Here is a 24,675-nt window from a genome sequence, read left to right as displayed (position 1 = left end):
TTATGTATTGACATTGCTGCGATATTATGTTATTGTTTACGATTCGCACCTTGATAATTTTTCAGAATTTAGCGCTTAAGTTAGCTGCAAAATACCAACGTAGTCAAAATCACCCCACGAGGAGGTAAGACAATGAAGCAATGGAAAGCAGTATGGTTTTTGATGGCCGCCTTCGTACTCGCGGCAACAATGGTTCATGCCTTTGATTTCGGCATAGCCCTGCCGCCGAAGCCCCAGGGATTCATCAACGATTTCGCTAGCGCCATCCCCGCTGAAAGAAAACAACAGCTGGAAATGCGCCTGGCCGGAATCCAGAAGAAAGGCCTGGCAACGATCACCGTCTTGGTGGTCAAGAACCTCAATGGCAACGAGATTGCTGAGTATTCTATCAACGTCGCAGATGTCTGGAAGGTAGGCAAGAAGGGAGTCGACAACGGAGTGCTGATAACCATCGCGACGGAGGAGCGCGGCAAGAACGGCAAACCTGGAAGAAGAAGGATCGAGGTCGGACGCGGTTTGAATGGCGTCCTGACCGATATGGCCACGGGAAGAATTCTCAAGGCGTCGCGCGAGTCATTCGACAAAGGCGACGTGGTCGGCAGCCTGAACCAGATAACCGACAGTATCGAAGGCTTGCTGGCCAAGGAAAAGGCGTCACAACCGCCGGTTGTTCCGAGCCAATCCACCGGAGAAGCGTCCAAAAGCTCCCCCAAGAGCGATCTGTCCGGGATATTCATCTACGGCCTCATCGCCTTGATGGGTATTATCGTTTTGGCGCTCGGCGGCAATTGGGTGATCAAGCAGATCAATCGGAACCGTGAAAAGAAGCAGGCCGAGCAGAACCAGCAGGAACTGCTCAAAGTCTATGGCGAAGCGGCTGAGGAAATCGGCAAGCTTTGCTGCAATGCCGTCAAGGTATCGGAAGGGCTGCCGCAATTGGCCAAGTCCCAGGGTGAGCAATGCCTGACCCAGATCCGTCGGACGATGGACGAGGTCAATAATGCCAAGCGGGATCTAACGGCAAAAGATCCGATATTTTCCGCATCGCGCAACCCGGCTGATCTCGGTCGCCAGCTCAAGAAGCTGATCGCGGCCAGCAAGCTGCAACTCGACAAGATCGAGAAACTGCCCTTCATGCTTGAGCAGTCGTTTACCGAAGCAGGGGCCAGGATTGCCGGTTTTGATCGTGAAATCGAAAAGGCCGACAAGGCGGCGCTGCAGTATCGGGCCGAAGGCTTCGTGATCGATACCAAGCCGCTGAAGAGGTTTGAAAGCGAAGTCGCAGAACTCAAGGCGGTCATGGAGAAGAAGAAACAGCACCCGGATGACATTAACTGGAAGTATTTCGATGATCATCTCGGCGTAGCCAAGAGGACGATCGAAGAGCCGAAGAAAAATCTCGAACAGGCCGCCAAGCTGATCGCTCAAAACGGTGTCCTATTTACCGAACTTTCCCGCATGGTGGAATCTGCGGCAGCCAAGCTATCAAAGCTGCAGTCGGAAAATCCGGCCGATGTCTGGCGTGAACTGCCGCAAAAGCTTCATGGACTCAGTGGCAATTTTTCAATCTATATCGCCCTGAATTCCTCCGCTTTAAAAGAAAGCGTAATCTCATCCGGTGTAGCCGATTTCGGCTACGGCATGGCGGAGGAGGCTAAAAAAGAGCTCGAAAAGGTAAAGTCTTTCTACGAGGAATTGGACGAGCTTGAGGTAAGTCTCGAGAAAGCGCGGAACGAACATGCCCAATCCTGCACCGAAGCCGAAAGGTCGTATCACAAAGCGTTGTCAGCCGTTAAGGCAGATGGCGTCAAGGACGCGACTGCCGGCAAAGTCAAACGCCTCGAAGAAAAGCTGGCTTCTGCCAAGAAGCTTTCCTCCCAGGCGGGTCAAGGCGGGATGGTCAACATGATCGTCCTCATGGCCCTGATTGCTGAGGTCGCTAGCGACGCCAGACGCATTGCCAGGGAAGCAGAAGAGGAGGCGAACACGCACCAATCCGAGTTGAGGAGGCAGGCGCGTTTGCTTGAAGAACGCAGAGAAGCTGAGCGCAGAGAAGAGAGGCGTAGCGTTATCGCCGTCGATGATGACGACACTTTTAGCCGCAGCCGAGGAGGCGGCGGCGAAGGGATATCATTCGATTCGACGCCTGAGCCAGACTCTGGTGGCGACTGCGATGGAAGCGGTGCTGATGATTAGCAACTAACCCCGTAAGGGAATATCCGAGGAGGAGATTACCGATGAAAAGAATCTGTTTACTGATGCTGCTTGTGGCCATAATGGGACTTTCCGGCTGCGGCTACAACGAAATGCAGGCCAAAGAAGAGGCGGTCATAGCTGCCTGGGGTGATGTCGAGGCTTCGTACCAGCGCCGAGCTGACCTGATACCGAATCTGGTCGAGGTGGTCAAAGGCTACGCCAAGCATGAGAGTGAAACGCTCAAAGCGGTAACCGAGGCTCGTGCCAAAGTCGGATCGATCCAGCTGAATCAGGCCATGATCAACGACCCGGCCATGCTGAACAAGTTTCAGTCCGCTCAAGGCGAACTTTCAAGCGCCCTGTCGCGCTTGATGGTGGTGGTCGAGAGATATCCCGACCTCAAGGCTAACCAGCAGTTTTCGGACCTGCAGAACCAGATGGAGGGAACGGAGAACCGGATTAACGTCGCCAGAAGCCGCTACAACAAAGCTGTCGAGACATTCAATGTCAGCATCCGGACTTTTCCCAACAGTATGACCAACAGCATACTGCTCCACTTAGCACGTAAGGAGCCGTTCAAAGCTGACGAAAAAGTCAAGGACGCCCCCAAGGTCAAATTCTGAAAAAACAGTACATTGCATAAAAAAAGGCCGCTTGGAAACAGGCGGCTTTTTCTTATTTTAAAACGTAGGGTTTATTTATTCTTGGCGATCTGCTCGGACGAGCTGATTTGGTGGTAGTGGATGGACACGTCGGCAATCCACTTGCGCACGCTTTCAGGGTCGTGGCCGGCACAGGTGCTGCCGCACTTCCAAGAGATCATCTCGGCCGGATTGCGGGCCCCGCGCTTGACCATCGATTCGATGCGGTCACCTACGACCTTGATGGCGTGTTCCGGAGAATCGAAACAAGAGTAGCCGCTGGCAGTCGTATTCTCTTTGCCGCGGTAACCCCAGTAGTTGTAGCATTCCGCGCCGTCCTTTTTGGGTGAGTAAATCCCGAACTTGCTTTCCTTCATGGCGATGCCAACAAGGTAAGCGACGACTTTCGTCTCCCGTTCAGCGATTGCGTCGACCATCTTTTCCATCGGAGTGTGTTTGACGATAGAAACAACCATGTCTCTCAGAGGGCCATTTTTAGCGATCGGAGTGGGTAGGCATTCGGCATTCTCAGAGTTTTTAAATGAAGAATAGGGTCCAGGGAGGCAGCCTCGGGTCGGTTTCTTGCTGCCGGCGTATAGATAGTAATGAAGCTCGTCGATGTCATTCTGGGGCAAGAAAACGAAAAAACAGGCGATGCTGACGATCAGCAGGCTGAAGAGACCTTTCTTTTGCAGGAAGATGGGCAGGGTCGCCGGAGCACATGCATTAAGCTGGCATTCCGGGGAACGGAACCTGCGTTTGAGTTTCAATTGTTTATGACGCTTCAGTTGTTTGAGGCGATTTTTCATGCGGTATCAGGCTTTACCCAATAAAAAAGAACGGCCGTTCGGGCCATTCAAGTAAGCAAACCTTAGCATAAATATGTAAAAATGTCAATGGGACCATGTCAAGATGAAAAAAGGGGACGCTCTGTGCGTCCCCTGTCTGTTCAGTTCAAGTCGTCGAATTCTTTGACGACTTTGATGAAAGGATAGTGTTTCATTGCGTAGGTATACCCGCGAAGAATGTCCTTCATCCCGCGGTATTCTTCGGAATATCCGAGGTTGAAGGAGATCCGATTGGACCACCAGTAGTAGCGGGTGCCTTCAAGGGCGACGAATTCACGGTAAAACTTGGGGTCGAATTGCACCAGCTTGCTGTTGTAACTTCGGCTGGCCGAGGTAACGGCGACACGGTTTGGCCGCAAATCGATCTTGGCTGCGAGCACCCAAGGTGCTGACCGGTGAAAACCCCCACGCTCCTCCAGCCAGAAATGGCCGGAAATCTTGTTCCACATGATGGCGACTTCGTATTGTTCCTGATAGTGGATCATTGCGGTGTAGAAAGTGGCAATGATGACTGAACAGAGGCCGAGACCGGCTAAAAGCCGCTTGATGGCGCTCATTTTTTATCCTCCTCCGCCTTCGGTGCGAGGGCCTGGGATGTCTTGACGGGGTTGTTAATCGTTTCGGGTTTGAGTTCCTTGATGATGGTCAGGAAGGGGTACTCATTGCCATCGTACGCGTAGCTCGTGAGTATTTCGCTGAATTTCGTCGTACTGTGGGTTGCGCCTTGGGTCGATGTTCCACCCGAGCCGGATGATGAAGGGCCTTCGTAGTCGTTGCGTCCGTGCCAGCTGAGAAACAGCTCAAGCCCATCGGGGTTGAACTCCACTAGCTTGCAGTTAAGCACTCTCGAGTTGGCATTCATGCAGACCTGCATCGGGCGCAGATCAACAGTGTGCACCTTGACGGCGATAGGTGTGGTAACAATCCAGCCTCTTTCGTAGTTCACCTTGCCGTCGTGTTGAGTTTCCTTCAGAATCTGGATTTTGCCGGTTTTGTCGAGCTTGTCGAATTTGTAGGCGAGCTGGTAGTTGTCAACGAAGTTGACCCAGCCGAGCCAGAAAACAAACAGCCCAAGCAAGGCCAGGGTCACGATAGAGCCGACGACGATACCAATCTTTCCTAATGTGCCAAGATTTCTGAACCAGTGCATAATGCCTCCCCGTGGTTGGTGTGTATCCTTTCGAATACGGTTAGAGTGAAATTACTTTGTTTGCCAAGGTTTTTATGAAACACTAGGTGTGAATGAACGTGCAAAAAGCAATGTTATATTCTAGCATATTTTATAGTATTTGTCAATATTATGCAAAAAAACAGACCGCCTTATCAGGTAGTCTGTTTTTGTATTTTTGTAGCGCTACGGGGAATCTCACCGGGGCGGAAGCCCCACACCGTCAGTATTCCAGTTGGTTTCTTAACGCATTTCATTCTATTTCTCATCCATTCATGTTGGCTACTTTATCAGCCCGAAGTCCTCAACCACGCAACCGTACCAATATAAAAAGAGACTGGTTGTGCCAGTCCCTTTTTGTATTGGTAGCGCTACGGGGAATCGAACCCCGGTTACCAGGATGAGAACCTGATGTCCTAACCACTAGACGATAGCGCCAAAATTGTCGGTTTTTTCAAATAAAATAGCCCTTGTGGTGAGGGTATTTTATAGAAAATAGTATAGAACAAAACTCAGATTATGTCAAAACCGTATGGACGATTTCGGGGTAGCCACGTAAAAACTCGCTAGCGCTGACCGCTGATTTGCCTTCAAGCTGCAAGCGCTCGACGATCAACGAGTCGATGCCGCACTGGATGGCCATATGGCCGTGATCGATGAAGACCTCGCCATGGCGGTATTGTTCGATGCGGTGGGGAGCGTGTTCGACTTTGGTAATCTTCAGGATTTGCCCTTGCCACGTTGTCCAGGTACCAGGCCAGGGAGTCATGGCTCGGATCTGCCGCTCAAGCCGATGGGCCGAGTGGGACCAATCGATGCGCCCGTCGTCCTTGGTCAAGGTTTTGACGTAGCTAGCCAGCTCGTTATTCTGTTGGTGGGGCTGCAACTCGCCCGAAATGTAGCGCTTGAGGACGTCTGGCAATATCGAGGCGCCCAGGGGTGATAGTTTGTCAGCCAAGGTCAAAGGCGTCTCCTCGGGGTCGAGCTCGATTTTGGCTTGGAAGATGACGGGGCCAGTATCCAGTGACTTATCCATCTTCATGATGGTGACGCCCGTCTCCTGGTCGCCGTGAAGTATCGGTGCCTGCAAGACGGCCGCGCCGCGATATTTCGGAAGGAGGGAAGCATGGATATTGATGCAGCCGTAGCGGGGGAGGTTCAGGACCGATTCGGGGATGATCTGGGCATAGGCTACGACTACGATGACATCGGGCTTGAGCTCGGTAAGCTGGGACAAGATTTCACTGATCTTTTCAGGTTGGTAAATCGGCAAACCATATTTTGCGGCCGCCTCTTTGACCGGAGTCGGCGTAATGATCTGCTTGCGGCCGATGGGCCGGTCAGGCTGGCTGATGACGGCGACAACATCAAAGTCGCGGTCATTGACCAAGGCTTCGAGGGTGGGCACGCTGAAGGCTGGGGTGCCGATAAAAATTGTCCGGATAGGCGTCATGTGGTTTATTTTTTCTTTTTCGTGGCGGTCTTCTTGGGGTCTAGATAATCGATGAACAACACGCCGTCCAAGTGGTCGATTTCGTGCTGGAGTCCTCGGGCAATCAAGCCCTCGGCCTCGATGATGCCTTGCTTGTTCAGTTCGGTGGTAAACTTGCAGCAGATCTTCTTGTGACGGCTGATCTTGTGGAAGATGTCGGGTACAGAAAGGCAGCCCTCCTCTTGGGTTTCTTTGGCCCAGGAACGCTTGGTTATCTTGGGATTGACCAGGCAGATCGGCCCTTGGTCGGTGTTGATAGTGATGAGACGGATGTTGTGGCCAACCTGAGGTGCGGCCAGACCGACGCCGTCCTTTTCGACCATCGTGCGCTTCATATCGGCAATCAGCTTTTTGAGCTCTTTAGAGTTGAGTTCTTTGATCTCGACCTCGGTCGACATCTTGCGCAGCCGCGGGTCGGGGTGAGTCAGGATTTTAAGTATATCGGGCATATTTTTGAGATTATTTAGCTAGTTTATTTAATCATTAAATGACGTTTTTGTCAACTTAACAGGCGCCGGGCAGCCTGTTATACTTAGCATATCTTTATGTCAGATGTAAAAATAGACGAAGGATTCCAATCTTTCGGGGACATCTTCAAGAATAGGAACAAAATTCCTGCCAAAAAACCACCGGCCTACGAGTGGCAGGATTTGGCGTTGCAGATAATCAAGGAATTGGCCGTGCCCAACTTCAAGCGCAACTCGGTTTTCAGGGTCTGTAAGCAATACAACAAGGTGATCGTGATGCAGGCGCTTAATGATACCAAGGAACTCTGCCAGACCGGAGAAAAGTGGAAGTATTTCTTCAAGGTCATAGAAAAAAAACCTGACGATCCGGAAACGAAAAAACAGCCTTAGTCGGGCTGTTTTTGAATGGTTGCTTGAGAGACTATTCCGCGGTCACTTTAATGATGCATCAATGATTTCCTTTAGAACCTTCATATCAATATCCGTCAGCTTGTTTATGTAGAGGCAACCGACGCCAGTTTTATGTTTTCCTAATTTTTTTAGTGCGGCAGCATGCTTCACGATATTTACGCTCAGATACAGCGACAGGTTAGCTTTACGAGGAGAGAAACCTATCTGAAGCCAATCGACCTCTCTGCCAGTAGCAGGACTTTTGTATCGTTTATTCCCGAAACCGATAATCGAGCTGCTCCATAGCACGGGATTTTCTCCCGTCGCTTTTCTCATCATTTCCAAAAGCACAAAACTGTCTTTGCGCTTTTGTTCGTCATCAATGTTATTGATGAAATCCTCCACGCTTGCCGAGGTGGGCTTGGTTTTTATTTCAGCTAGTTTCGACTTTTTCTCAGCCATTTAAAATGATTATTTGCTCAACATGTATTTCAGCTAGCTCGTTATTAGGCGAACTACAATTTGAAGTTCATGGTGAGGTAGCCGACGCCGAAGGGCGCTTCGTAGGCTAGGCGTTCCGGCTCGTGGTTGATGCCGTCGAGAATGCCCATGAGAATGAGAATGGATTTGAGACCGCATTCGTTGGCTTCGCGGATGAGGATATGGTTCATATTCAATAGTTCTTCGGGCTGGTTTTTGGTGATTGATTCTACAACTTTTTGGTCGAACTTAGCGGCTTTCGGCGAGTAGCCGGCCGGGGCTTCTTTGGTCAGGCGGTGTGACAGATCACCAGAAGCGATGACGGCGATGCGGTTTTGGCTGTAAAGCAGTTCGCGTTTCAGAAGCTGTCCGAAGCGAAAATGGGCTTCGAAGTCGAGGCCCGAGTAGTATAGAGGAATGACCTTGTATTGCGGTGTCCCGGGAGGTGTCAAAAGGAACAACGGGATGCCTGAGCCGTAGTCGAGATCGGGCTGGCTGATCAGTTGGAGCGGGGCCTTGGTCTCGAGATTTTCGCGGATGCGATGGGCCAGGCCGACATCGCCCTGGACGGTGAATCTGGTGGCGAAGTCGCCGAAATGCTCGAAATTTGCCTGGAATTCCGGACTTAAGTTCATGGAGAAAGTCTTTCCCTGGACCAATCCGTGCGGGGAAATCATCAGGATAGTATCCGCCTTGCTGGCGTAGAGGTTTTCTTTGAGTTTCTTGTAAGCATCATCAGTAGCCTTGAGCCGCGCGGCGTTTTCTTTGCCGATGGCAGGAATTAATAGGGGCGGGTGGGGAACGATCGCCGCGAAGACGATAGACATAAGATTAGCTTTTAGAAATAGTATTATCGGCGCTGGCTTGGTCGCTCACCAGTGGTGGCTGAGCCGTTGCTTGAGGCTCCTTGAGCGGTTCGCCTTGAGGATAATAGTAGAGTATTTTTGGCGAGACGTTGATGACGTTTTCCCATTTGTAGCCGAGCTTTTCGAAAACCTTTCCAGAATAGATCGGGTGTTTCTGGCCATCGGCGATAACGAAGACGGAGGTGCTGGTCAAGGATTTCAAGAGTTGGCCATCTTCGAAGAGTATCGGTGCGACGGTCGGGATAGCGGCCAATTCCTTGGATGAGACGGGCATGGCTTTGCGGCCTTTGAATTTTGTCTGGATGATCACGCGATCAAGGATCGGAGCCTTGGTGTTGTCCTGGACCCAGTAGATGCCGCCGGTTTTCTTGTCTTGAAGCAGGGCGCCGGTCGGGAAGCTCGAAGTCGCGGTGATCGGCAAGCCGTCCTGATAGGTGTTGATATCGCTCCAGCTGGCACTGACTACCTCCTCAGGATTGAAACCGAGCTTTTTGAACGAGGCTCCTGAAGTAATCGGGCGCTTGTAGTCGCCGTCGAGGAGGAAGACGCCGCCATTCGGTGAGCGGACCAGGGCGTATTGCGGGAACTTGATCGGTGAACCAGTCACGTAGGACTCGAGCTGGGTGGGAGTGACTTTAAGAATACGCGAGATGTCATATCTCGAGGAAAGGGCGCCTTTGGAAACGAAGGGCCGTTTCTTTCCGTTCTGGATTAGCCAGACGCCTTTTTCTCCCTCGACTTGCAAGAGCGAGCCGTTGGGATAAGAGGAGGTGATGCGGGGGAAGTAGCGCTGCCAGATGTTGTAAAAATTGAAGTTGCCGTTATAGACGTGCGGAGTGTAGTTGTAGAGCGCTGCGGTGGCTAAGTTCTGCGGGGTGACGACCATCGGTTCGCGCCCGGTGTTGGAAACGGTATAGGTCTGGTTCGGCCTGTAGTTGTAGAGCTGGGGGTTGTCCATATAGTCGCGGAATTGCAGGGAAGCGCTGTTGACCTGTTTCCAGAAGCCCTGGTAGCGCGGGCTGCAGCCGCCTGAATCCGGGCAGCCATAGCCGACCGCCCAATCGACGCGGGTCTGGCTCGGTTTGGTTTTGAGCTCAACCAAGCTGCCTTCCTTTTGCAGGAGGACTATAAGGAATTTCGGATTGACCTTGTTTGTAATGGCCCGGTCGTAGATGATTTCGGCGGCAGTCTTGACCGGTCCGGTGCAAGGCTTGTAGGCCCCGGTCGGGTTATAAAGGTCTGATTCAAGACAAGTGGGAGCCTGATAAGTCGAGAGAAAGCCGGCTTTCAATGATAGGAAGTTGCGGACTTCGTCCATGGACATGGCGGTGTGGTCAAGGACCTCGGCGTCGCCGATGATGTTATGCGGATTGAACGTCTGCTCCGCAAGGGTCTGTGCCTGGGCCTTTACGGCTAGGGTGGCGACGATAGTCAAGATTATGGCAAAGTAGCCGAAGAATTTTAGGTTGATCTGTTTCATATGGTAGTTAGTTATTACCCCCATATTATAATAAAATTTGGCTTTAAAGGCAATATCGCGGAGGTGTGGTATAATTATAGAAAATGGGGATAAATATCTTTATGAATAACTTTCCCGAGCTATCAAGCTATATCAAAATATCGTCCAGCCAGGGCGATAGCCGCGAACAGATCGAGGCTTCCCTCAAGGGAAAAGGTTGGTCAAGCGAAGAAATCAACCAAGCATTCGAACAGGTCAGTGCAGGGGCGGTTATGCGGCTGACGGTGCCGGTTCCGGCAAAACCGCGCGACCGCAAGGGCCAGCTTGTTACTACTGTCGCGGTCTTGGGTTCATTGCTCTTGGGTTTGGGTATAATCCTGATGATCGCCTCGAATTGGCAGGACATCGGACGCTGGACCAAGGTCGTGCTGATTTTCTCGATCCTGATGTCAGTCTATGGAGCAGGGTACTTCATGGAGTACAAGCGCGGCTATCCGCGTATCGGCAGGGCGCTTATTTTCCTGGGTACGCTAATGCTTGGGGCGGCCATCGTCCTGATCCAGCAGATATTCAATATCATGACGGAAAGCGGCAGCACCTTGCTGTGGTGGGCTTTCTTGATATTGCCGATAGTTTACGGGCTGGAACTCAAATCAAGCCTCGCGTTAGCAACTGTCTTGGTGTTTATATGGCAATTCCTGCGGACCAACACCGGTATGGATCTTTTTGATGTTCTTGATTTCAACTTCAGGATGCAGTCTGTTAATTATTGGTATCTCTTGATAGTCGGCGCCATCCTTGTGCCTTTGACATATCGCATCAAGGCGACCAGAGTCCAGCCGCTTAATCTTGTCGGCTTGGGAATCTGGCTCCTCATCGCTTGTTCGCTCTGGGCAGGTGGACGGGGACGGGTCAATCTTCTCGGCTATGATTATGAGCGGGCGATCCCAAGCCTGCTAGCCGCAGTCGCCCTGCTTTACGGTGTCGCTCTCTTTTCTTTGGGCCGCATGCATCAGCTGTGGGACAGGTGGAAGTCGATGGAGTCGGGCTATACGGTACTAGGGTTTTTCTCTGTCTTTTTCACTAGTTTTCTGCTTTCTTTCCAGGAAATAGGCGATGAGTTCTTCACCGGAAAATACTCCGCTTTCGAGGCTGTGACTTGGCAGTCTGGAATCGCTTTGGTCTTGCTAGTTTCAATTTCCTTGGTTTCGATGTGGCGGTATCGCGAGACCGAAACTACGCGTGAGCAGTACTTGGGAGGTAATGTCGCCGTCCTGTCACTCATGGCCTTGGCGTCGGCCATAATATTTTTCCCTTCGGACATCTACGTCATCTTCTTTAATGTCCTGGTATTCGTTGAGAGCTTGGGCATGATCTGGCTGGGGCATGAAGCCAAGAGAGGTGAGTATATCAACCTCGGCCTCTCGCTGTTCCTGCTAATGATATTGGTAAAATATTTCCAATGGGGCTACGAGCTATTTGACCGTTCGCTCTTTTTCATCGGCGGCGGCCTAGTGCTGATGGCGGTGAGCTATTTCGGCGAACGCCAACGCCGCCGCCTGATCGGTCAAATAAAATAATATGATATTCAAACCGACCTCCAAACAACTCTTTCTTGCCTCGATTTTGTTGCAGCTGTTTTTTCTGCTCTTTTTGGTGATTTCGAACCAGCTGATCATGGTGTCGGGCAAGGAGGTATTCTTAAGAACTGCACCGGTCGATCCACGCAGCCTATTCCAGGGCGACTACGTGATTCTGAGTTACGCCATCAATCGGATCAGCCTTTCTGACGTGTCCGTTTCTAAAGAAGATTCAGCCGGACTGGCGCAGGGCGCCACGGTCTATGTCGGACTCGCAACCGAGCCGGGACAAAAATATTCGCATGCTACGACCGTGACTCTGGACCGACCTTCCCAAGGTGATTTCATCAGGGGCAAAGTCCAATACGTCGATTATTATCAGGGCAAGGTCGACTGCCTTCCTGGCAGCGACTGCATTTTGAAGCAAGAAAGCAAGCCTACATCAATCAGGGTGGCGTACGGCATCGAGAGCTATTTTGTGCCCGAAGGCAAGGGCAGAGAGCTTGAGCGGGTGAACCGGCGAGGCGCCTCGCCGATGCTCGTCGGCGTCTCGGTTGGCAGTAATGGCCAGGGCTTGATTAAAAGCTTGTCGATTGATGAGACGGTCATCGACGCCACTGACATAAACCGGGTGGTCGATACGGCCAGCTCGACGGTCAACGCCTATGATGATGTGCGCGAGCGCGAAATGGCTGATTCCGAGTTATCGTCGCTGATGCGAGATTTGTCCAGCGCTTTGCAGGAATACCGTAACAAGAACTATGTTTATCCGGCCAAGATTCAGGGCGTGCTGCCGTATGATGAGCTGGCCAAGCTAGCCACCGATAGCGACAGCCGTTTCCGGTACCTAAAGGTTAGGGCCGACAATTCCAAGATCAATCTGGTCTGGCTCGACAACTCCGCTTATGCCGACGGTTATTGCATCGCTGCCCAGTCTATCGGCAATCCTTCGATCTGGTATTATATCGACTCGAACAATGCCATCGCTGACGCGCCGCGCGAGCTTGCTCGCCAGCCGATGACCTTGGCTGATTGCGGCGTAGTCGTCAAACAGCCCTTGGCCACTATCGAGGGCTATATCTTTATCGATAACAACGGCAACAAGCTTTTTGATGAAGGGGATAAACCCTTCATCGACGCAGACATCTCATTGAACAAACTTTTTGATGACCGCAACGGCTGGGAACGCGTAATCAAGCCTGGGGTCGACGGCAAGTTCAAATTCTCGGTCTACGACGAAGGTACGTTCGGCCTAGGAGCCCATGCCAACCTGGCCACGCCAGTTACTATCAATTACAGCAAATCCAACTCGATCGTCGTCAAGCAAGGCGACACCAGTGCTTATAACAACATCTTGGTCAGTTTTTAGCCACTCAAAAATAATCCTATGAACGAGCAGATCGTCAACTATCTTGCTACTAATCGGGACAAGTATCCTCGGGCAGTACTGACAAATATGCTGGTCAAATCCGGCTATAACCCGAAAGAGATCGAAGAGGCCGCTTCCATGGTTTTTGGCGTGCAAAGCTCCGACGAGTCCGCGCCGAGCGCCCCTTTCGATTTTTGGAATTTTTCCGCCAAGGTCGTCTATGCTTCAAAGGAACAGCGACGCAAGGATTTCTGGCTCGGCTTCTGGGCGCCGATATTGTCTTCGGCCGTCCTGTCTTGGCTGCCGTCAATCTTGGTCAAGCTGAGCGGGATGGAGGCCGACCTATCCTTCATCAAGGATATCCTGGGCATGGTTGGTTCTCTTGTCGGGCTGGCGATTTTCGTAGCGATTTTCTATTTATGGAATCGCCGACGTTCGGTCAGTTACGGCATTATCGGCGGGTATATCTTCAATCTTTTTATCTCGATGTTCATTATCGGCGTCGTCTTGTCGATGCTTGGCTTCTCCTTTCTTAGATTTTAACCAACCAATATGAAACTGACGGAAAAAAATCTTTTCATGGCCGTGTGTTCCTTGTTCGTCATCCTGGCCGCCTCATTCACGACTGGCCTGATCGTCAGCGAGCCCGATCTGAAAAAACCGGCCGTGAATAATGCCAAGACCCTGCCGCCGGAACCCCTGCCGCCAGTGGCGGGTCCTTTTGATATCACCCCTCCGACATTGCCTGGCAGCGATCCGGCTTTTGATGTCACGGGCCAGTTGCCGCCGCCGAATACGCCGACCGATACTGGAACAGTCGTAGTCAATATCGCCAATGGACGGAACAGTCAGAGGTCATTATTTTGCCGCTTGACCAAGGACGGAGTCGATATCCAGCAAGTCCAGGTTTCCGATGCTTTGTGTTCGTTCGTCAAGCTCAGCCCTGGGGTGTACGACGTGGAACTGAATGACGGTATCACGGTCATCGACCAGCAACGGGCCAGCCTCGAGGGAGCGGCAGGCGTTTCCGTCACTTTGGTCGCCAAGAACGCCAAGACCTTCTGCCGTGACAGCGACAATGGCCTGGCTTATGACCAATTCGGCATTACCATAGATCAATACGGCAAGGAATTTCCCGATGTATGCATATCGGACCGTATCGTTAGGGAATTCTATTGCGAGGACAATCAACTCAAACAATCGGATACCACCTGCAGCAGTGCCTGCCTCAGCGGTGTCTGTAAATAAATATTATGAGCGATCAACTCAACACGGCCTCCGAACCGGCAGGGAATGATGAAGCTTACGGTTCAGCTTCAACTCCACCGCCGCCGCCTCCTCCTCCACCGCCGAAGCCTGACCAGCAAAAACCCGCCCAGTCGCTAGAAGAGAATATTGGCGCTAAATGGTTCGCGCGCGTCGGCGTTATAGTCCTGCTGCTGGGCATCTCTTTTTTCCTTAAGTATGCTTTTGACAACAATTGGGTTTCCCCAGCAATCAGGGTGTTGATGGGCGTAGCAGCTGGTGGCATCCTTTTGGCCCTCGGTGAGAAGACCCGAGTCAAGTATTTTGCTTATAGCCAGCTGCTGTCCGGCGGAGGTCTATCGGTGATGTATCTCTCCTTGTATGCAGCCTACGATTTTTACCACCTGATTACCCAGGGTGCGGCCTTCGTTGCCATGTCGTTGATTACGGCCGCTGGCATCGGTCTGAGCATCCGTCTCGATGCCCGGAGCTTGGCTATCATGTCGGTGCTTGGCGGAGTCCTGACGCCCTATCTGGTCTCGAGCGGCCACAATAACCAGGTGGTGCTATTCGTCTATCTCATCGTTTTGGATATCGGCGTCCTCGTGGCCTCGGTTTTCAAGCACTGGCGTTCGATCCAGTATGTCAGCCTAGCCGGCACCTTCATGCTGTTCAGCGGCTGGTATGACCGGTACTACGATTTCAGCCAGCTCAAGAGCACTTTTCTTTTCCTTACCATCTTTTTCCTGATTTATTCAGTGGCTTCAGTCATCTACAACATACTGGAAAAGAAGAAGTCTGCCGGTCCGGAACAAGTCATTACCCTGATTCTGGGACTGCTCTATTTCAGTTTCAGCTACGGCCTTCTGGACCCGGAGTATCATAAGCTGATGGGCCTATTTGCCATCACTCTGGCGGCCTATTATTATATGGGCGCTTATCTCGTCAGGATAAGCACTCCTGACGATGATAATCTGTATGCTTTCCTTGCCTTCATGTCAGCCTCAGCCGGCAGTCTTGCTATCCCGCTCCAGTTCGAGCAGGCTACGATCACAATCGGCTGGACACTTGAGGCCGCCTTGCTGTTCTTTTTGGCGGCCCGGCTGGGCAAGAAGAGTATCGCAGCCTTCGGCCTGGCCATTTATGTCTTGGCCCTTAGCCGTTATCTTTTTGTGGACATCACCCGGACGCCGATAATCGCAACCCCGATCATCAACAAGGCTTTTATGGCTGCCGGATTCCTGATCGCCGCTTCTATCACTTCAGCCTGGGCTTTTTTCAAATCGACGGCTGTTCCGGAGAAGACCGACGATTGGTTCAATCGGCGGCACTTCATCGTCGCCTTCGTTCTAGCTGCCAACCTGCTGGCTTTCTTTGCCGGCAACCGGGAGATCACCCATTATTACAATGGCAAGTCGCAGGTCGCCAGGGATAAATACTATCAGGAACAGAAGCTGACGCCGGTCCAGGACTACAAGGCAAGGCTTGAGCAGTCAGATGTCTTGAACAAGCAGCTCAAGAGCAATCAAAGCCGTTCAAGCATCGGACTGTCGCTCTTCTGGATACTGCATGCCATCATTATTTTGTCTGCCGGTTTTTTTGTCGGCAACAAGGGGCTGCGTGTCGGCGGTTTGATTCTCCTGCTTTTGGCCATACTGAAGCTTTTCTTCTATGACTTGTGGAGTTTGGGAACGCTTTACCGCATAATTTCGACAATGAGCTTGGGCATCGCCCTCCTTTCGATCTCGTTCATCTATCAGAAGTACAAAGCCAAGATCATGGAAATAATCTGATCGGATATAATAAAAACAACCGCCAGTTGGCGGTTGTTTTTTATATGAGCGTACTTTATTTGACGCCTAGGGTAACCTCGTCTTTGACGCCTAGGTCGATTATGACCTCTTGGCCTTCCTTGACCTTGCCCTCGATGATTTCCATCGCGAGTTCGTCCAAAATTTTGGTCTGGATGATGCGCTTCAGCGGGCGGGCGCCGAAAGTCGGATCGTAGCCCTTGTCGGCCAGCATCTTCTTGACCTTGGGTGCCACCCTGATGGTTATCTCTTTGTTCTTGAGCCGACCGGCCACCTTGAGGATCTCAAGGTCGACGATGCGGGACAAGGCCTCTTTCGAGAGGCTGCGGAAAATCAGGATCTCGTCGATGCGGTTCAGAAATTCGAGCTTGAAATGGTCGCGCAGAATCTTGTCGATCTTTTCGCGCATCTCCTCATCGCGCCATTTTTCTTCCTCCTGCTTGCTGCCATAATCGGAGAAGCCCATGGAATGTTCGCGGATCACCTCGTTGCCGAGGTTTGAGGTCATGATGATGATGGTGTTCTTGAAATTGACCAAACGGCCTTTGGAGTCGGTCAGCTGCCCGTCGTCCAAGATCTGTAATAGGACATTGAAGACTTCGGGGTGGGCCTTCTCGATCTCGTCGAAGAGGATGACCGAGTAAGGGCGACGGCGGACACGTTCTGTCAGCTGCCCGCCTTCATCATAGCCGACATAGCCGGGAGGGGAACCGATGAATTTCGCGACCGAGTGCTTTTCCATGAATTCGCTCATGTCCATACGGATCATGGCTTGGCGGTCATTGAACATGAACTCGGCCAAGGCTTTAGCCAGCTCGGTTTTGCCGACGCCGGTAGGACCGACAAAGAGGAAGGAGCCGATCGGCTTCTTCTCCTCGGCGATGCCGGCACGCGAGCGCCTGAGGGCATTGGAGAGGCGCGTGATGGCTTCATCCTGGCCGATGACCTGCTTGCCTAGCTCGTGCTCGGCCTTGGTCAGCTTATGCATTTCGCTCTCAAGCATCTTGGCGACCGGGATGCCGGTCCAGCGGGAGACGGCCTTGGCGATGTCCTCCTCATCGATCTCTTCTTTGAGGATGCGTTGGCCGTTCTGCTGTATTTTCATCAGGATCGTCTCCTGCTTCTTGATCTCTTTTTCCAGGTTAGGGATGCGGCTGTAGCGGATCTCGGCGACTTGGGTCAGGTCGTCGCCGCGGCGTTCGATGATTTCGGCTTGGGATTTCAACTCGTCAATATTCTTTTTGGATTCGCGGATCTTGCTGATGGCCTCTTTCTCATTCTGCCAGTGCAGTTCGAGCTGGTTGGCGGTCTCGCGATGCTGGGCCAGTTCCTTGTTGATCTGGCGCAGTTTGTAGGATGATTTCTTTTCTTTAGAGAGCCCGGCCTTGGCGATCTCCAAGCGCTTGATTTCGCGCTTCAAGTCATCCAACTCCTGCGGGCTTGAGTCGATCTCCAGGCGCAGGGAAGAGGCGGCCTCGTCCATGAGGTCGACGGCCTTGTCCGGTAGGAAACGGTCGGAGATGTAGCGCGAGGAAAGCTTGACTGCGGCAATCAAGGCATCGTCGGTGATGCGGACACCGTGGTGGATCTCATATTTCTCCTTGATGCCGCGTAGGATGGCGATAGCGTCATCTTGGGTCGGCTCGGTCACGAAAATCGGCTGGAAGCGGCGCTCCAGAGCGGCGTCCTTTTCGATATATTTCTGATATTCTTTGGTGGTAGTGGCGCCGATAGCATGGAGCTCGCCGCGGGCCAGGGCCGGCTTGAGCATGTTAGAGGCATCCATGGCGCCTTCGGAAGCACCGGCACCCACGAGGGTGTGGAGTTCGTCAATGAAGAGGATAATTTTGCCCGACTGGCTTTGGACTTCTTTCAGGACGGCCTTCAAGCGGTCTTCGAACTCGCCGCGGAATTTGGCGCCGGCAATCAGGCCGGCCAAGTCGAGCGAGACCAGCTCTTTGCCTTTGAGCGTCTCAGGGACGTCGCCGGCGACGATGCGTTGGGCCAAACCTTCGACGATGGCGGTCTTGCCCGTGCCAGCCTCACCGATCAGGACTGGGTTGTTCTTGGTGCGGCGGGAGAGGATCTGCATGATGCGTCGAATCTCCTCGTCGCGGCCGATGACCGGGTCGAGCTTTTCCGCTCGGGCCAAGGCGGTCAGATTGACGGTGTATTTTTCCAGAGTCTTGTATTTGGTTTCCGGGTCCGGGTCGGTAATCTTCTGGTTGCCCCGCAGCTCAGACATGATCTTCAAGACCGTATCATAATCGACGCCCATATCCTTGAGCAGTTTCTGGGCTTTCGATTTGACGTTGACCATAGAGGCCAAGATGTGTTCGGTCGAGATGAATTCGTCACCGAAATTTTCCGCCTCCTGTTTGGCGCTTTCGAGGATCATGGCCACCTCAGGCGTGCCCTGGACCGTGCCGACGTTGGCCTGGGTATCGATCTTGGGCAAACGGTCGAGCTCGTCGTTGAGACGACGTTCCAATTCGCGCGGACTGATTTTCAATTTTTCTAAAACCGGACGGACCAGACTCTCGCTCTGTTCCAAGAGGGCAGCGAGGAGGTGAATGGCCTCGATCTGCTGCTGGCCGTTCTCCTGCGCTATCATCTGCGCGTTGATGATAGCCTCCTGAGATTTATGGGTAAATTTGTCGAACATATTATTCATATTATTGCTTTTATTTGTAGTTAGCACTCCATTACTCTGACTGCTAAATTAACTATATGAGATACTCTTATTATTGTCAAGAATGATTAAGATAAAAGTAAGGCGCCTAGTCGGACTAGGCGCCTTAAATTCAATGAGTGAGCGATTACTTCAGGGATATCCCGTTGATGCGGCCGAAATTGGCGATGGGCCGGTTGTCGCTGTCGGTTACCGTTGCTGAACAGCTGAAGGTGCGGCTGCGAAGCTCGGGGGCGCAACAGATCGTTTTCAGGGTTTCGCCGGGAAGGGCGGGCCGCAGGAAGGCGATTTCGGTGGTGCGGAAGGGGGCCGGGGCGCCCTTGGTTTCGCCGGTAAGGCAGTAATGGAAGAGGGCGGCGGTCAGATAAGCCATCTCAAGCATGTAGTGTCCTTGGCAGAACTTGTACCCGGAGAAGAAGATGCCTTTGTCCATCAGGTTGTAGGTCGAGGTAATGATCGCGTCGTGGCTGGTTTTCCTGAAAGAGGTGACGCCGTCGACCAGCAGGGCATGACCACGGTGGGGGAGCAGCGAGTGCGCGATGATGTTCTGGTAGTCCAGTTCCAGGCCGTTGAGCTGAAAGATTTCCTGATTGATGCCTGGTTTTTCTTCGGATAGGGTGACCGTAGCGGGGTCGAAAGGCTTAGTGAAAAAGCACAGATTGTCGACCGAGGCTATGAGCGTGCCATTCTGGTTTTTGATTACGGCAGAGCAAGCGAAGGTCTCATCATCCATCTCCGGTTCGATACAGGTGATGTACATCGTATCTCCCGGAAGCGCTGGGGCACGGTTGGTAAGCTCTTTTGCTCTGATGTGCCAGGGGGTGAAGCTCGTTTTGCCGGTAAGGCAGAAATGGAACAGCTGGGCAGTCAGATAGGCCATCTGGAGCAGGTAGTGGCCAGGACAGACCGGTTTACCGGGGAAATGGCCATCGAAGAAGTGGCTGTTTTCGTCCAGTTTGCGGTAAGCGGTGATGCTGACTCCTTTTTCGGTTACGGGTTGGAATTCGAGTACTCCATCCAGCAGCATGGCATTGCCATTCTGATTGAGTACGCCGAACATCAGGATACTGTCTTTGTCCAGGCTGATTCCGTGGGCTTTTACATACTTTGGCATTCTCGGGCCTCCTTGGGTGGGTTTATCCGCTGAAGCGGTTGTGATAAAGGGCGTTTATAATTGGAAATTTAAACATATTTTGCCGGATTAGTCAATATTAAGTCTTGTTTTTTGGCTCAAGTTAGGATATAATCATGATATTATGAACCAGGTAAATATTTTAGGAATCAAGCTGTCCATCATTGATCGAGCCGGGGCGCTCAAGCGCGTCGAAGCTTTTTTGGCTGGCGATAGGCCCCGTTTCCTGGTCACGCCCAATCCCGAGATCGTTTTGGCCGCCAATCATGATGAAGAGCTGTTCCATATATTGAACAAAGCCGACCTGTCTCTGATGGACGGAATGGGACTGAAGGCTGCTGGCTGGCTCAAGGGCGTCAATGCGCCCAGGGTCACTGGTGCCGACCTGGTGCCTGACCTCCTTGCCATGGCTGAGGAGCGGCAGTTGTCAGTGCTAGTCGTCAATTGGCGCGAAGGCTTGTCTAGCGCCACCGACATTGAAACCGCACTCAAGGCGCGCTACCCGCGTTTGAAGGTTTCGGTGCAGGCCGTCGACCGTTTCGGCCGCGACTTCTCGCCATCTTTAGTCGGAGCGCCATCGATCATGCTAGTCACCCTTGGCGCACCTTATCAAGAGAAATTCGTATTTCATAATTTAGAGAAGGTGCCTGGCTTGCGTCTGGCCGTCGGCATCGGCGGCGCACTTGATTTCATTTCGGGCAAAGTAAAACGGGCGCCGAAGCTGATGCGGCTTTTGGGGCTCGAGTGGTCTTGGCGGCTTTTTCAGAAACCGTCCAATGCTCAGGGCCAAGTCGTTTTCCGGCGCTATCAGCGGATCTGGCGAGCCGTTTTCGTCTTCATGTGGCGCTTTCTGGTCTGGCAGTTCATCCGCCCTCGGCTTTACCGACCTAATGTCGCCTGTCTGATTTATCGGCGTCAAAACGAACGGTATCAGGTATTAGTCGTGCGTCGTTCCTATTCGGCCGAGCCTCATTGGCAGCTGCCCCAGGGAGGTACCGACGGGGAAGACCCGAAGGATGCCGGCCTGAGAGAGGCGACCGAGGAGTTGGGCACGGACAAGTTCGAGGTCAAAGCCGTCTTTAAGGATGTCTGGCGCTACGATTTCAACGGTGCGCTCGGCAAGCACCAAGTCACCCGCGACTCGGGCTACAAAGGGCAGAAGCAGTCTTTGGCCGTCATCGAGTTTTTGGGCGACGATGCCGAAATCAAGCTGAACTATTGGGACCATGATTTCTGGCAGTGGGTGGACACCGATCGTCTGGTCGCGACCGTCCACCATGTCCGCCGCAAATCGACGCAAGTTTTCTTGGACAAATTCAACGAATATTTGAAACAAATATGAAACTCCAATTCAAAAAATACATCTATCTCCTGAACGACATCACCAACCAGCTTTTGAAAAAGGATCGGGAAAAGCTGGCAGAGAAGGTCTGGCGCCTGCAGCGCTGGGTCATCGGCTTGAGCTTCACGCTTTTGGTCTTGTCTCTCGCGTTGGCGTTTTTCCTTTTCCCATACATCATTAATATCTTAAACAAATAGCCATGAGTACTCGCGTCCGTTTCGCGCCATCGCCGACCGGTTTCCTGCATATCGGCAGCCTGCGCACTGTCTTATTCAACTACCTCATCGTCAAAGCACTGGAGGGCACTTTCATTCTGCGCATCGAGGATACCGACCAGAAACGCGAGGTGGCTGGTGCCGCCGAGCACCTGGTCGAGATTCTGGCCTGGCTCGATATCCATTTCGACGAGAGCCCGCTTTCCGGCGGACCGTTCGGACCCTATGTCCAGAGCCAGCGCCGCGATATCTATGACCGGTACGCCGCGGAGATTCTGGAGAGCGGCCACGCCTACCGCTGTTTCTGCTCGTCCGAGGAGATCGCGGCCATGAAGGAGGAACAGATGGCTAACAAGCTGCCGCCGCGCTACGACCGCCGGTGCCGCAACCTGTCCTCGGAAGAAGTCGAGGCTCGCGTCGCTCGAGGAGACGCCTTCACCATTCGCCAAGCCATGCCGCTCGAGGGCGAGGTCACGGCTTTTGATGAGTTGCGCGGAGACATCACCTTCAAGGCGGAGAATCTGGAGGACCATGTGCTCATCAAGACTGACGGGATGCCGACCTACCAATTCGCCAACGTGGTCGACGACCACCTGATGGAGATCAGCCACGTGGTGCGCGGCGACGAATGGCTTTCATCCTTTCCTAAGAACGTTTTACTCTATCGGAACTTCGGCTGGGAACCGCCCAAGTTCGTCCACATCCCGCTGGTCTTGAATAAGGAGGGCGGCAAGCTCTCCAAACGCCATGGCGACGTTGCGGTCGAGGATTACCGAACGAAGGGGTACTTGCCGGAGGCGCTGCTCAATTTTTGCGCCCTTCTGGGCTGGCATTCGAAGAGCGATACGGAAATCATGCCCTTGGACCAGATCATCAGCGAATTCAAGATCAAAGATATCGGCACCAGCCCGGCGATCTTCGATACCGAGAAGCTGGATTATATCAATGGCCATTACATCCGCCAGAAGACGGTGCATGAGCTCGTTGACCTGGTCTTGCCGTACTTGGTCGAGGGTAAGTTGCTTGATGTCCAAGACGGGCAGTGGCTCAATAATTTGACGGGAGAAAAAGTCAGCCGCCAGCAGCTTGAGCTGTTCGTCGGCTTGGCTCATGACCGTTTGAAGAAATTATCAGAAATCAATGACCTCACCGACTACTTATTCCAGCCGAAACTGAAATATGAAGGTTCGCTTTTGGTCTGGAAGAAGAGCGACGCCGAAACCACCAAGAAGAATCTCGAGGCAGCAGCTGATGTCCTTGAGCGCATCCCCGAAACCGAATGGACCAGGTTCACTATCGAAGAGGCACTGATGAACCATATCCGAAGCGCTATGATCACCGTCGGCGAGGTCCTCTGGCCGGCACGCGTCGCCATGACCGGCCGGGATAAAAGCCCAGGACCATTCGAAGTAGCCGAGGCTCTAGGTAAGGAAAAGGCGATTGATAGGATCAGGGCTGGAGCTGTGAAGTTGAAATAAATCGAGCGGTAAATGAATCAAGTGATATTCGTGACAATGAAATGTGAAATCCGTAATAATTGCCAAATAGGTAATATAAATATATGAAAGAAATCGATGTAATATACAATCGATATGGAAAGCCAGGTATAAGACTTCTTGACAATGGAAGGCTGGTTGGCTTTGATGGCAAAAGCATTGGTTTTCTTGATGGGACAAATCTATATAATTACTCTGGGCAACATGTTGGCTGGTTTGAAAATGGTATAATGAGGGATCATGGTGGTAACTGTGTTGGCTTTGGCAAGCATCCAACAGATGCGCCAAGGCCTTTTTTACCATTCAAACAATTTAAGCCATTCCCAATGTTTGTCGAGCATGAACCATTTAGACCCTTTAAGCAGTTTAAACCGTTTAAACCGTTTAAGAGATATGGGTGGTCAGACATGGAGCCACGAGAACTATTTATAAAAAAGTGAACACTCGTAAGAAAAAAAACAATAAGCCAATTTCACAGCTCAAAGATAAGGAACTGTGCAATTCTGGAGTGGGCAAAATTTTATTTGCTGAAAATGGCAATCTAAAGGATGAGGTTGCTTCACTTAAGAAATCCCTCAAACAAAGTCAAAATGAGTTGGAAAAGCTTCGAAGCACTAATCACGAACTCGAAAAGAAAAATAACCTAATGGATTATAGGTTAAAAACTATTTTTTTACCTGAGCTAATAAAATTTTTTGCATCCGCAGTTGGTGTGGGTTTTGCTATAAACTTTTTCTTTGATGGAAAAATATACATGGGCATTATTATGGTTGTCTCTTCAGTGTTTATTTATGGATTAATGTTATATTTGTACAGAAAATAATTAAGTATTATTTAGTTGTAATTTGCACCTATTAACGAATATTTTGGAAAGGAGATGATCTTATCAATGGAGGTTGGAGGCATGAGAAGAGTCATCTGTGTAGTGGTTATCGATCAAGGGCGTATCCTGTTGGTGCGCAAGGGCGAGTTCTGGATTTTGCCGGGCGGCAAACCTGAGGACGGCGAGGCTGACCTTGATTGCCTCATGCGGGAATTGGGCGAGGAGCTTTCAGGACTCGAAATGGAGCCGCCGGTCTTTCTTGGGGAGTTCATCGGCACAGCGCCTTATAAGGGTTACACTTTTGCCGCTCAGGTCTATATGGCCGACGGCAGCGGTAAGGTCTTTCCTAAGGCCGAAATCAATGCGGCAGAATGGACCGACCAGCCCGAGACTTACAATCTCAGCGACGCCTTAATCAAGATCGTCGCCCACCTCCGTCAGCAGGGCTATCTGTGAAAACAGATAGCCGTTTTCCAAAGTTTTCGTTTATCAAGTAAAACGCCAATATGGAAATTACCAAGCATTTTACCGCTACCACCTTTATCGTGCACAAGGACAAGGTGCTCCTGCATCACCACAAAAAGCTATGTTTCTGGATTCCGGTCGGAGGCCATATCGACCGGGACGAGCTGCCCCAGGCGGCAGCCCTGAGGGAGGTGAGGGAAGAGACGGGCTTGGATGTTGAGCTATATTCTCCTGATCCGCAAATAGAGATGGGCGACGTGATGCAGCTGATCCGTCCGGCGCATCTCTTGCTCGAGGATATCAACCAATTCCACCAGCATATCGATTTCATATATTACGCCACTTCTCAGACGGACGCACTCAACCCGCAAGATGGAGAAACGTCCAAGCTGAAATGGTTTACGGCGGATGAGATAAGGACGATTGAAGACGCTCCGGCGAATGTAAAACCGCTGGCTCTGGAGGCGATTGAATTGTTGGGTCAAAGATAATTCGTGG

25 protein-coding genes and 1 tRNA gene are annotated in these 24,675 nt (G+C 51.8%); 15 read left to right on the top strand and 11 right to left on the bottom strand.

What is annotated here, in order from left to right:
* The first annotated feature begins 132 nt into the window (after window positions 1-132).
* A complete protein-coding gene (locus tag HGA34_01525; GenBank protein NTW22207.1) occupies window positions 133-2,196 on the top strand; it encodes a hypothetical protein in 2,064 nt (687 codons plus the stop codon).
* A gap of 41 nt (window positions 2,197-2,237) precedes the next feature.
* Window positions 2,238-2,819, top strand: coding sequence for a LemA family protein (locus HGA34_01520; protein NTW22206.1), 582 nt, complete (start codon window positions 2,238-2,240; stop codon window positions 2,817-2,819).
* 71 nt (window positions 2,820-2,890) lie between these two features.
* Here HGA34_01520 and HGA34_01515 read toward each other — a convergent pair whose 3' ends face one another.
* The 6 genes from HGA34_01515 to def all read right to left on the bottom strand — a co-directional run bounded on the left by HGA34_01515 (window position 2,891) and on the right by def (window position 6,794).
* Complete coding sequence (locus HGA34_01515; protein NTW22205.1) at window positions 2,891-3,646, bottom strand: hypothetical protein; 756 nt, start codon at window positions 3,644-3,646, stop codon at window positions 2,891-2,893.
* A 140-nt stretch (window positions 3,647-3,786) separates the two neighbouring features.
* Complete coding sequence (locus HGA34_01510) at window positions 3,787-4,242, bottom strand: hypothetical protein (protein NTW22204.1); 456 nt, start codon at window positions 4,240-4,242, stop codon at window positions 3,787-3,789.
* Complete coding sequence (locus HGA34_01505; GenBank protein ID NTW22203.1) at window positions 4,239-4,835, bottom strand: hypothetical protein; 597 nt, start codon at window positions 4,833-4,835, stop codon at window positions 4,239-4,241. The genes HGA34_01510 and HGA34_01505 overlap by 4 nt, the downstream gene beginning before the upstream one ends.
* A gap of 381 nt (window positions 4,836-5,216) precedes the next feature.
* Window positions 5,217-5,291, bottom strand: a tRNA-Glu gene (locus HGA34_01500).
* Window positions 5,292-5,370: 79 nt separating this feature from the next.
* A complete protein-coding gene (locus HGA34_01495; protein NTW22202.1) occupies window positions 5,371-6,306 on the bottom strand; it encodes a methionyl-tRNA formyltransferase in 936 nt (311 codons plus the stop codon).
* Between the two features lie 5 nt (window positions 6,307-6,311).
* Window positions 6,312-6,794, bottom strand: a complete 483-nt coding sequence (def, locus tag HGA34_01490; protein ID NTW22201.1) for a peptide deformylase — start codon at window positions 6,792-6,794, stop codon at window positions 6,312-6,314.
* A gap of 96 nt (window positions 6,795-6,890) precedes the next feature.
* Here def and HGA34_01485 point away from each other — a divergent pair, with 96 nt between their 5' ends.
* Entirely contained in the window at window positions 6,891-7,202 is a 312-nt protein-coding gene (locus tag HGA34_01485) for a hypothetical protein (GenBank protein ID NTW22200.1), read from the top strand.
* 42 nt (window positions 7,203-7,244) lie between these two features.
* On the opposite strand, the gene HGA34_01480 is transcribed toward HGA34_01485, so the two are convergent.
* The 3 genes from HGA34_01480 to HGA34_01470 are packed head-to-tail and all read right to left on the bottom strand — an operon-like array spanning window position 7,245 to window position 10,028.
* A complete protein-coding gene (locus tag HGA34_01480; GenBank protein NTW22199.1) occupies window positions 7,245-7,664 on the bottom strand; it encodes a DUF1801 domain-containing protein in 420 nt (139 codons plus the stop codon).
* Between the two features lie 53 nt (window positions 7,665-7,717).
* Entirely contained in the window at window positions 7,718-8,509 is a 792-nt protein-coding gene (gene amrB / locus HGA34_01475) for an AmmeMemoRadiSam system protein B (GenBank protein ID NTW22198.1), read from the bottom strand.
* Between the two features lie 4 nt (window positions 8,510-8,513).
* Complete coding sequence (locus HGA34_01470; GenBank protein ID NTW22197.1) at window positions 8,514-10,028, bottom strand: hypothetical protein; 1,515 nt, start codon at window positions 10,026-10,028, stop codon at window positions 8,514-8,516.
* Between the two features lie 101 nt (window positions 10,029-10,129).
* Here HGA34_01470 and HGA34_01465 point away from each other — a divergent pair, with 101 nt between their 5' ends.
* Genes HGA34_01465 through HGA34_01445 form a run of 5 tightly spaced genes read left to right on the top strand, consistent with a single transcriptional unit; the run spans window position 10,130 to window position 15,994 of the window.
* Window positions 10,130-11,587 (top strand): DUF2157 domain-containing protein, encoded by a 1,458-nt coding sequence (locus tag HGA34_01465; protein NTW22196.1) that lies wholly within the window; start codon window positions 10,130-10,132, stop codon window positions 11,585-11,587.
* Window position 11,588: 1 nt separating this feature from the next.
* Complete coding sequence (locus HGA34_01460; GenBank protein ID NTW22195.1) at window positions 11,589-12,956, top strand: hypothetical protein; 1,368 nt, start codon at window positions 11,589-11,591, stop codon at window positions 12,954-12,956.
* Between the two features lie 18 nt (window positions 12,957-12,974).
* Complete coding sequence (locus HGA34_01455) at window positions 12,975-13,499, top strand: hypothetical protein (protein ID NTW22194.1); 525 nt, start codon at window positions 12,975-12,977, stop codon at window positions 13,497-13,499.
* 9 nt (window positions 13,500-13,508) lie between these two features.
* The gene (locus tag HGA34_01450; protein NTW22193.1) at window positions 13,509-14,204 is read left to right on the top strand and encodes a hypothetical protein; all 696 of its coding nucleotides are present in this window, start codon (window positions 13,509-13,511) and stop codon (window positions 14,202-14,204) included.
* Between the two features lie 5 nt (window positions 14,205-14,209).
* Entirely contained in the window at window positions 14,210-15,994 is a 1,785-nt protein-coding gene (locus tag HGA34_01445) for a DUF2339 domain-containing protein (GenBank protein NTW22192.1), read from the top strand.
* A gap of 55 nt (window positions 15,995-16,049) precedes the next feature.
* On the opposite strand, the gene HGA34_01440 is transcribed toward HGA34_01445, so the two are convergent.
* Both HGA34_01440 and HGA34_01435 read right to left on the bottom strand, forming a co-directional pair.
* On the bottom strand, window positions 16,050-18,686 hold the full coding sequence (locus tag HGA34_01440) for an AAA domain-containing protein (protein NTW22191.1): 2,637 nt from the start codon (window positions 18,684-18,686) through the stop codon (window positions 16,050-16,052).
* A 145-nt stretch (window positions 18,687-18,831) separates the two neighbouring features.
* On the bottom strand, window positions 18,832-19,818 hold the full coding sequence (locus HGA34_01435) for a hypothetical protein (protein ID NTW22190.1): 987 nt from the start codon (window positions 19,816-19,818) through the stop codon (window positions 18,832-18,834).
* Between the two features lie 142 nt (window positions 19,819-19,960).
* Here HGA34_01435 and HGA34_01430 point away from each other — a divergent pair, with 142 nt between their 5' ends.
* The 7 genes from HGA34_01430 (at window position 19,961) to HGA34_01400 (ending at window position 24,668) form a co-directional block, all read left to right on the top strand.
* Window positions 19,961-21,178 carry a WecB/TagA/CpsF family glycosyltransferase gene (locus HGA34_01430; protein NTW22189.1) on the top strand — a complete coding sequence of 406 codons (1,218 nt, stop codon included), beginning with the start codon at window positions 19,961-19,963 and terminating at the stop codon, window positions 21,176-21,178.
* A complete protein-coding gene (locus HGA34_01425) occupies window positions 21,175-21,375 on the top strand; it encodes a hypothetical protein (GenBank protein ID NTW22188.1) in 201 nt (66 codons plus the stop codon). Before HGA34_01430 ends, HGA34_01425 begins: the two co-directional genes overlap by 4 nt.
* Window positions 21,376-21,377: 2 nt before the next feature.
* Window positions 21,378-22,871, top strand: a complete 1,494-nt coding sequence (locus HGA34_01420; protein NTW22187.1) for a glutamate--tRNA ligase — start codon at window positions 21,378-21,380, stop codon at window positions 22,869-22,871.
* Between the two features lie 83 nt (window positions 22,872-22,954).
* Complete coding sequence (locus HGA34_01415) at window positions 22,955-23,329, top strand: hypothetical protein (protein ID NTW22186.1); 375 nt, start codon at window positions 22,955-22,957, stop codon at window positions 23,327-23,329.
* Window positions 23,326-23,712, top strand: coding sequence for a hypothetical protein (locus HGA34_01410; protein NTW22185.1), 387 nt, complete (start codon window positions 23,326-23,328; stop codon window positions 23,710-23,712). The genes HGA34_01415 and HGA34_01410 overlap by 4 nt, the downstream gene beginning before the upstream one ends.
* An 81-nt stretch (window positions 23,713-23,793) precedes the next feature.
* Window positions 23,794-24,168, top strand: coding sequence for an NUDIX domain-containing protein (locus tag HGA34_01405; protein ID NTW22184.1), 375 nt, complete (start codon window positions 23,794-23,796; stop codon window positions 24,166-24,168).
* Window positions 24,169-24,218: 50 nt separating this feature from the next.
* On the top strand, window positions 24,219-24,668 hold the full coding sequence (locus tag HGA34_01400; GenBank protein ID NTW22183.1) for an NUDIX domain-containing protein: 450 nt from the start codon (window positions 24,219-24,221) through the stop codon (window positions 24,666-24,668).
* The last annotated feature ends 7 nt before the right edge of the window (window positions 24,669-24,675 follow it).

This window comes from Candidatus Falkowbacteria bacterium (assembly GCA_013336275.1).
GTDB lineage: Bacteria > Patescibacteriota > Patescibacteriia > Patescibacteriales > GWE2-39-37 > JAAXUA01.
This window is presented reverse-complemented; position numbering and strand designations above follow the sequence as displayed.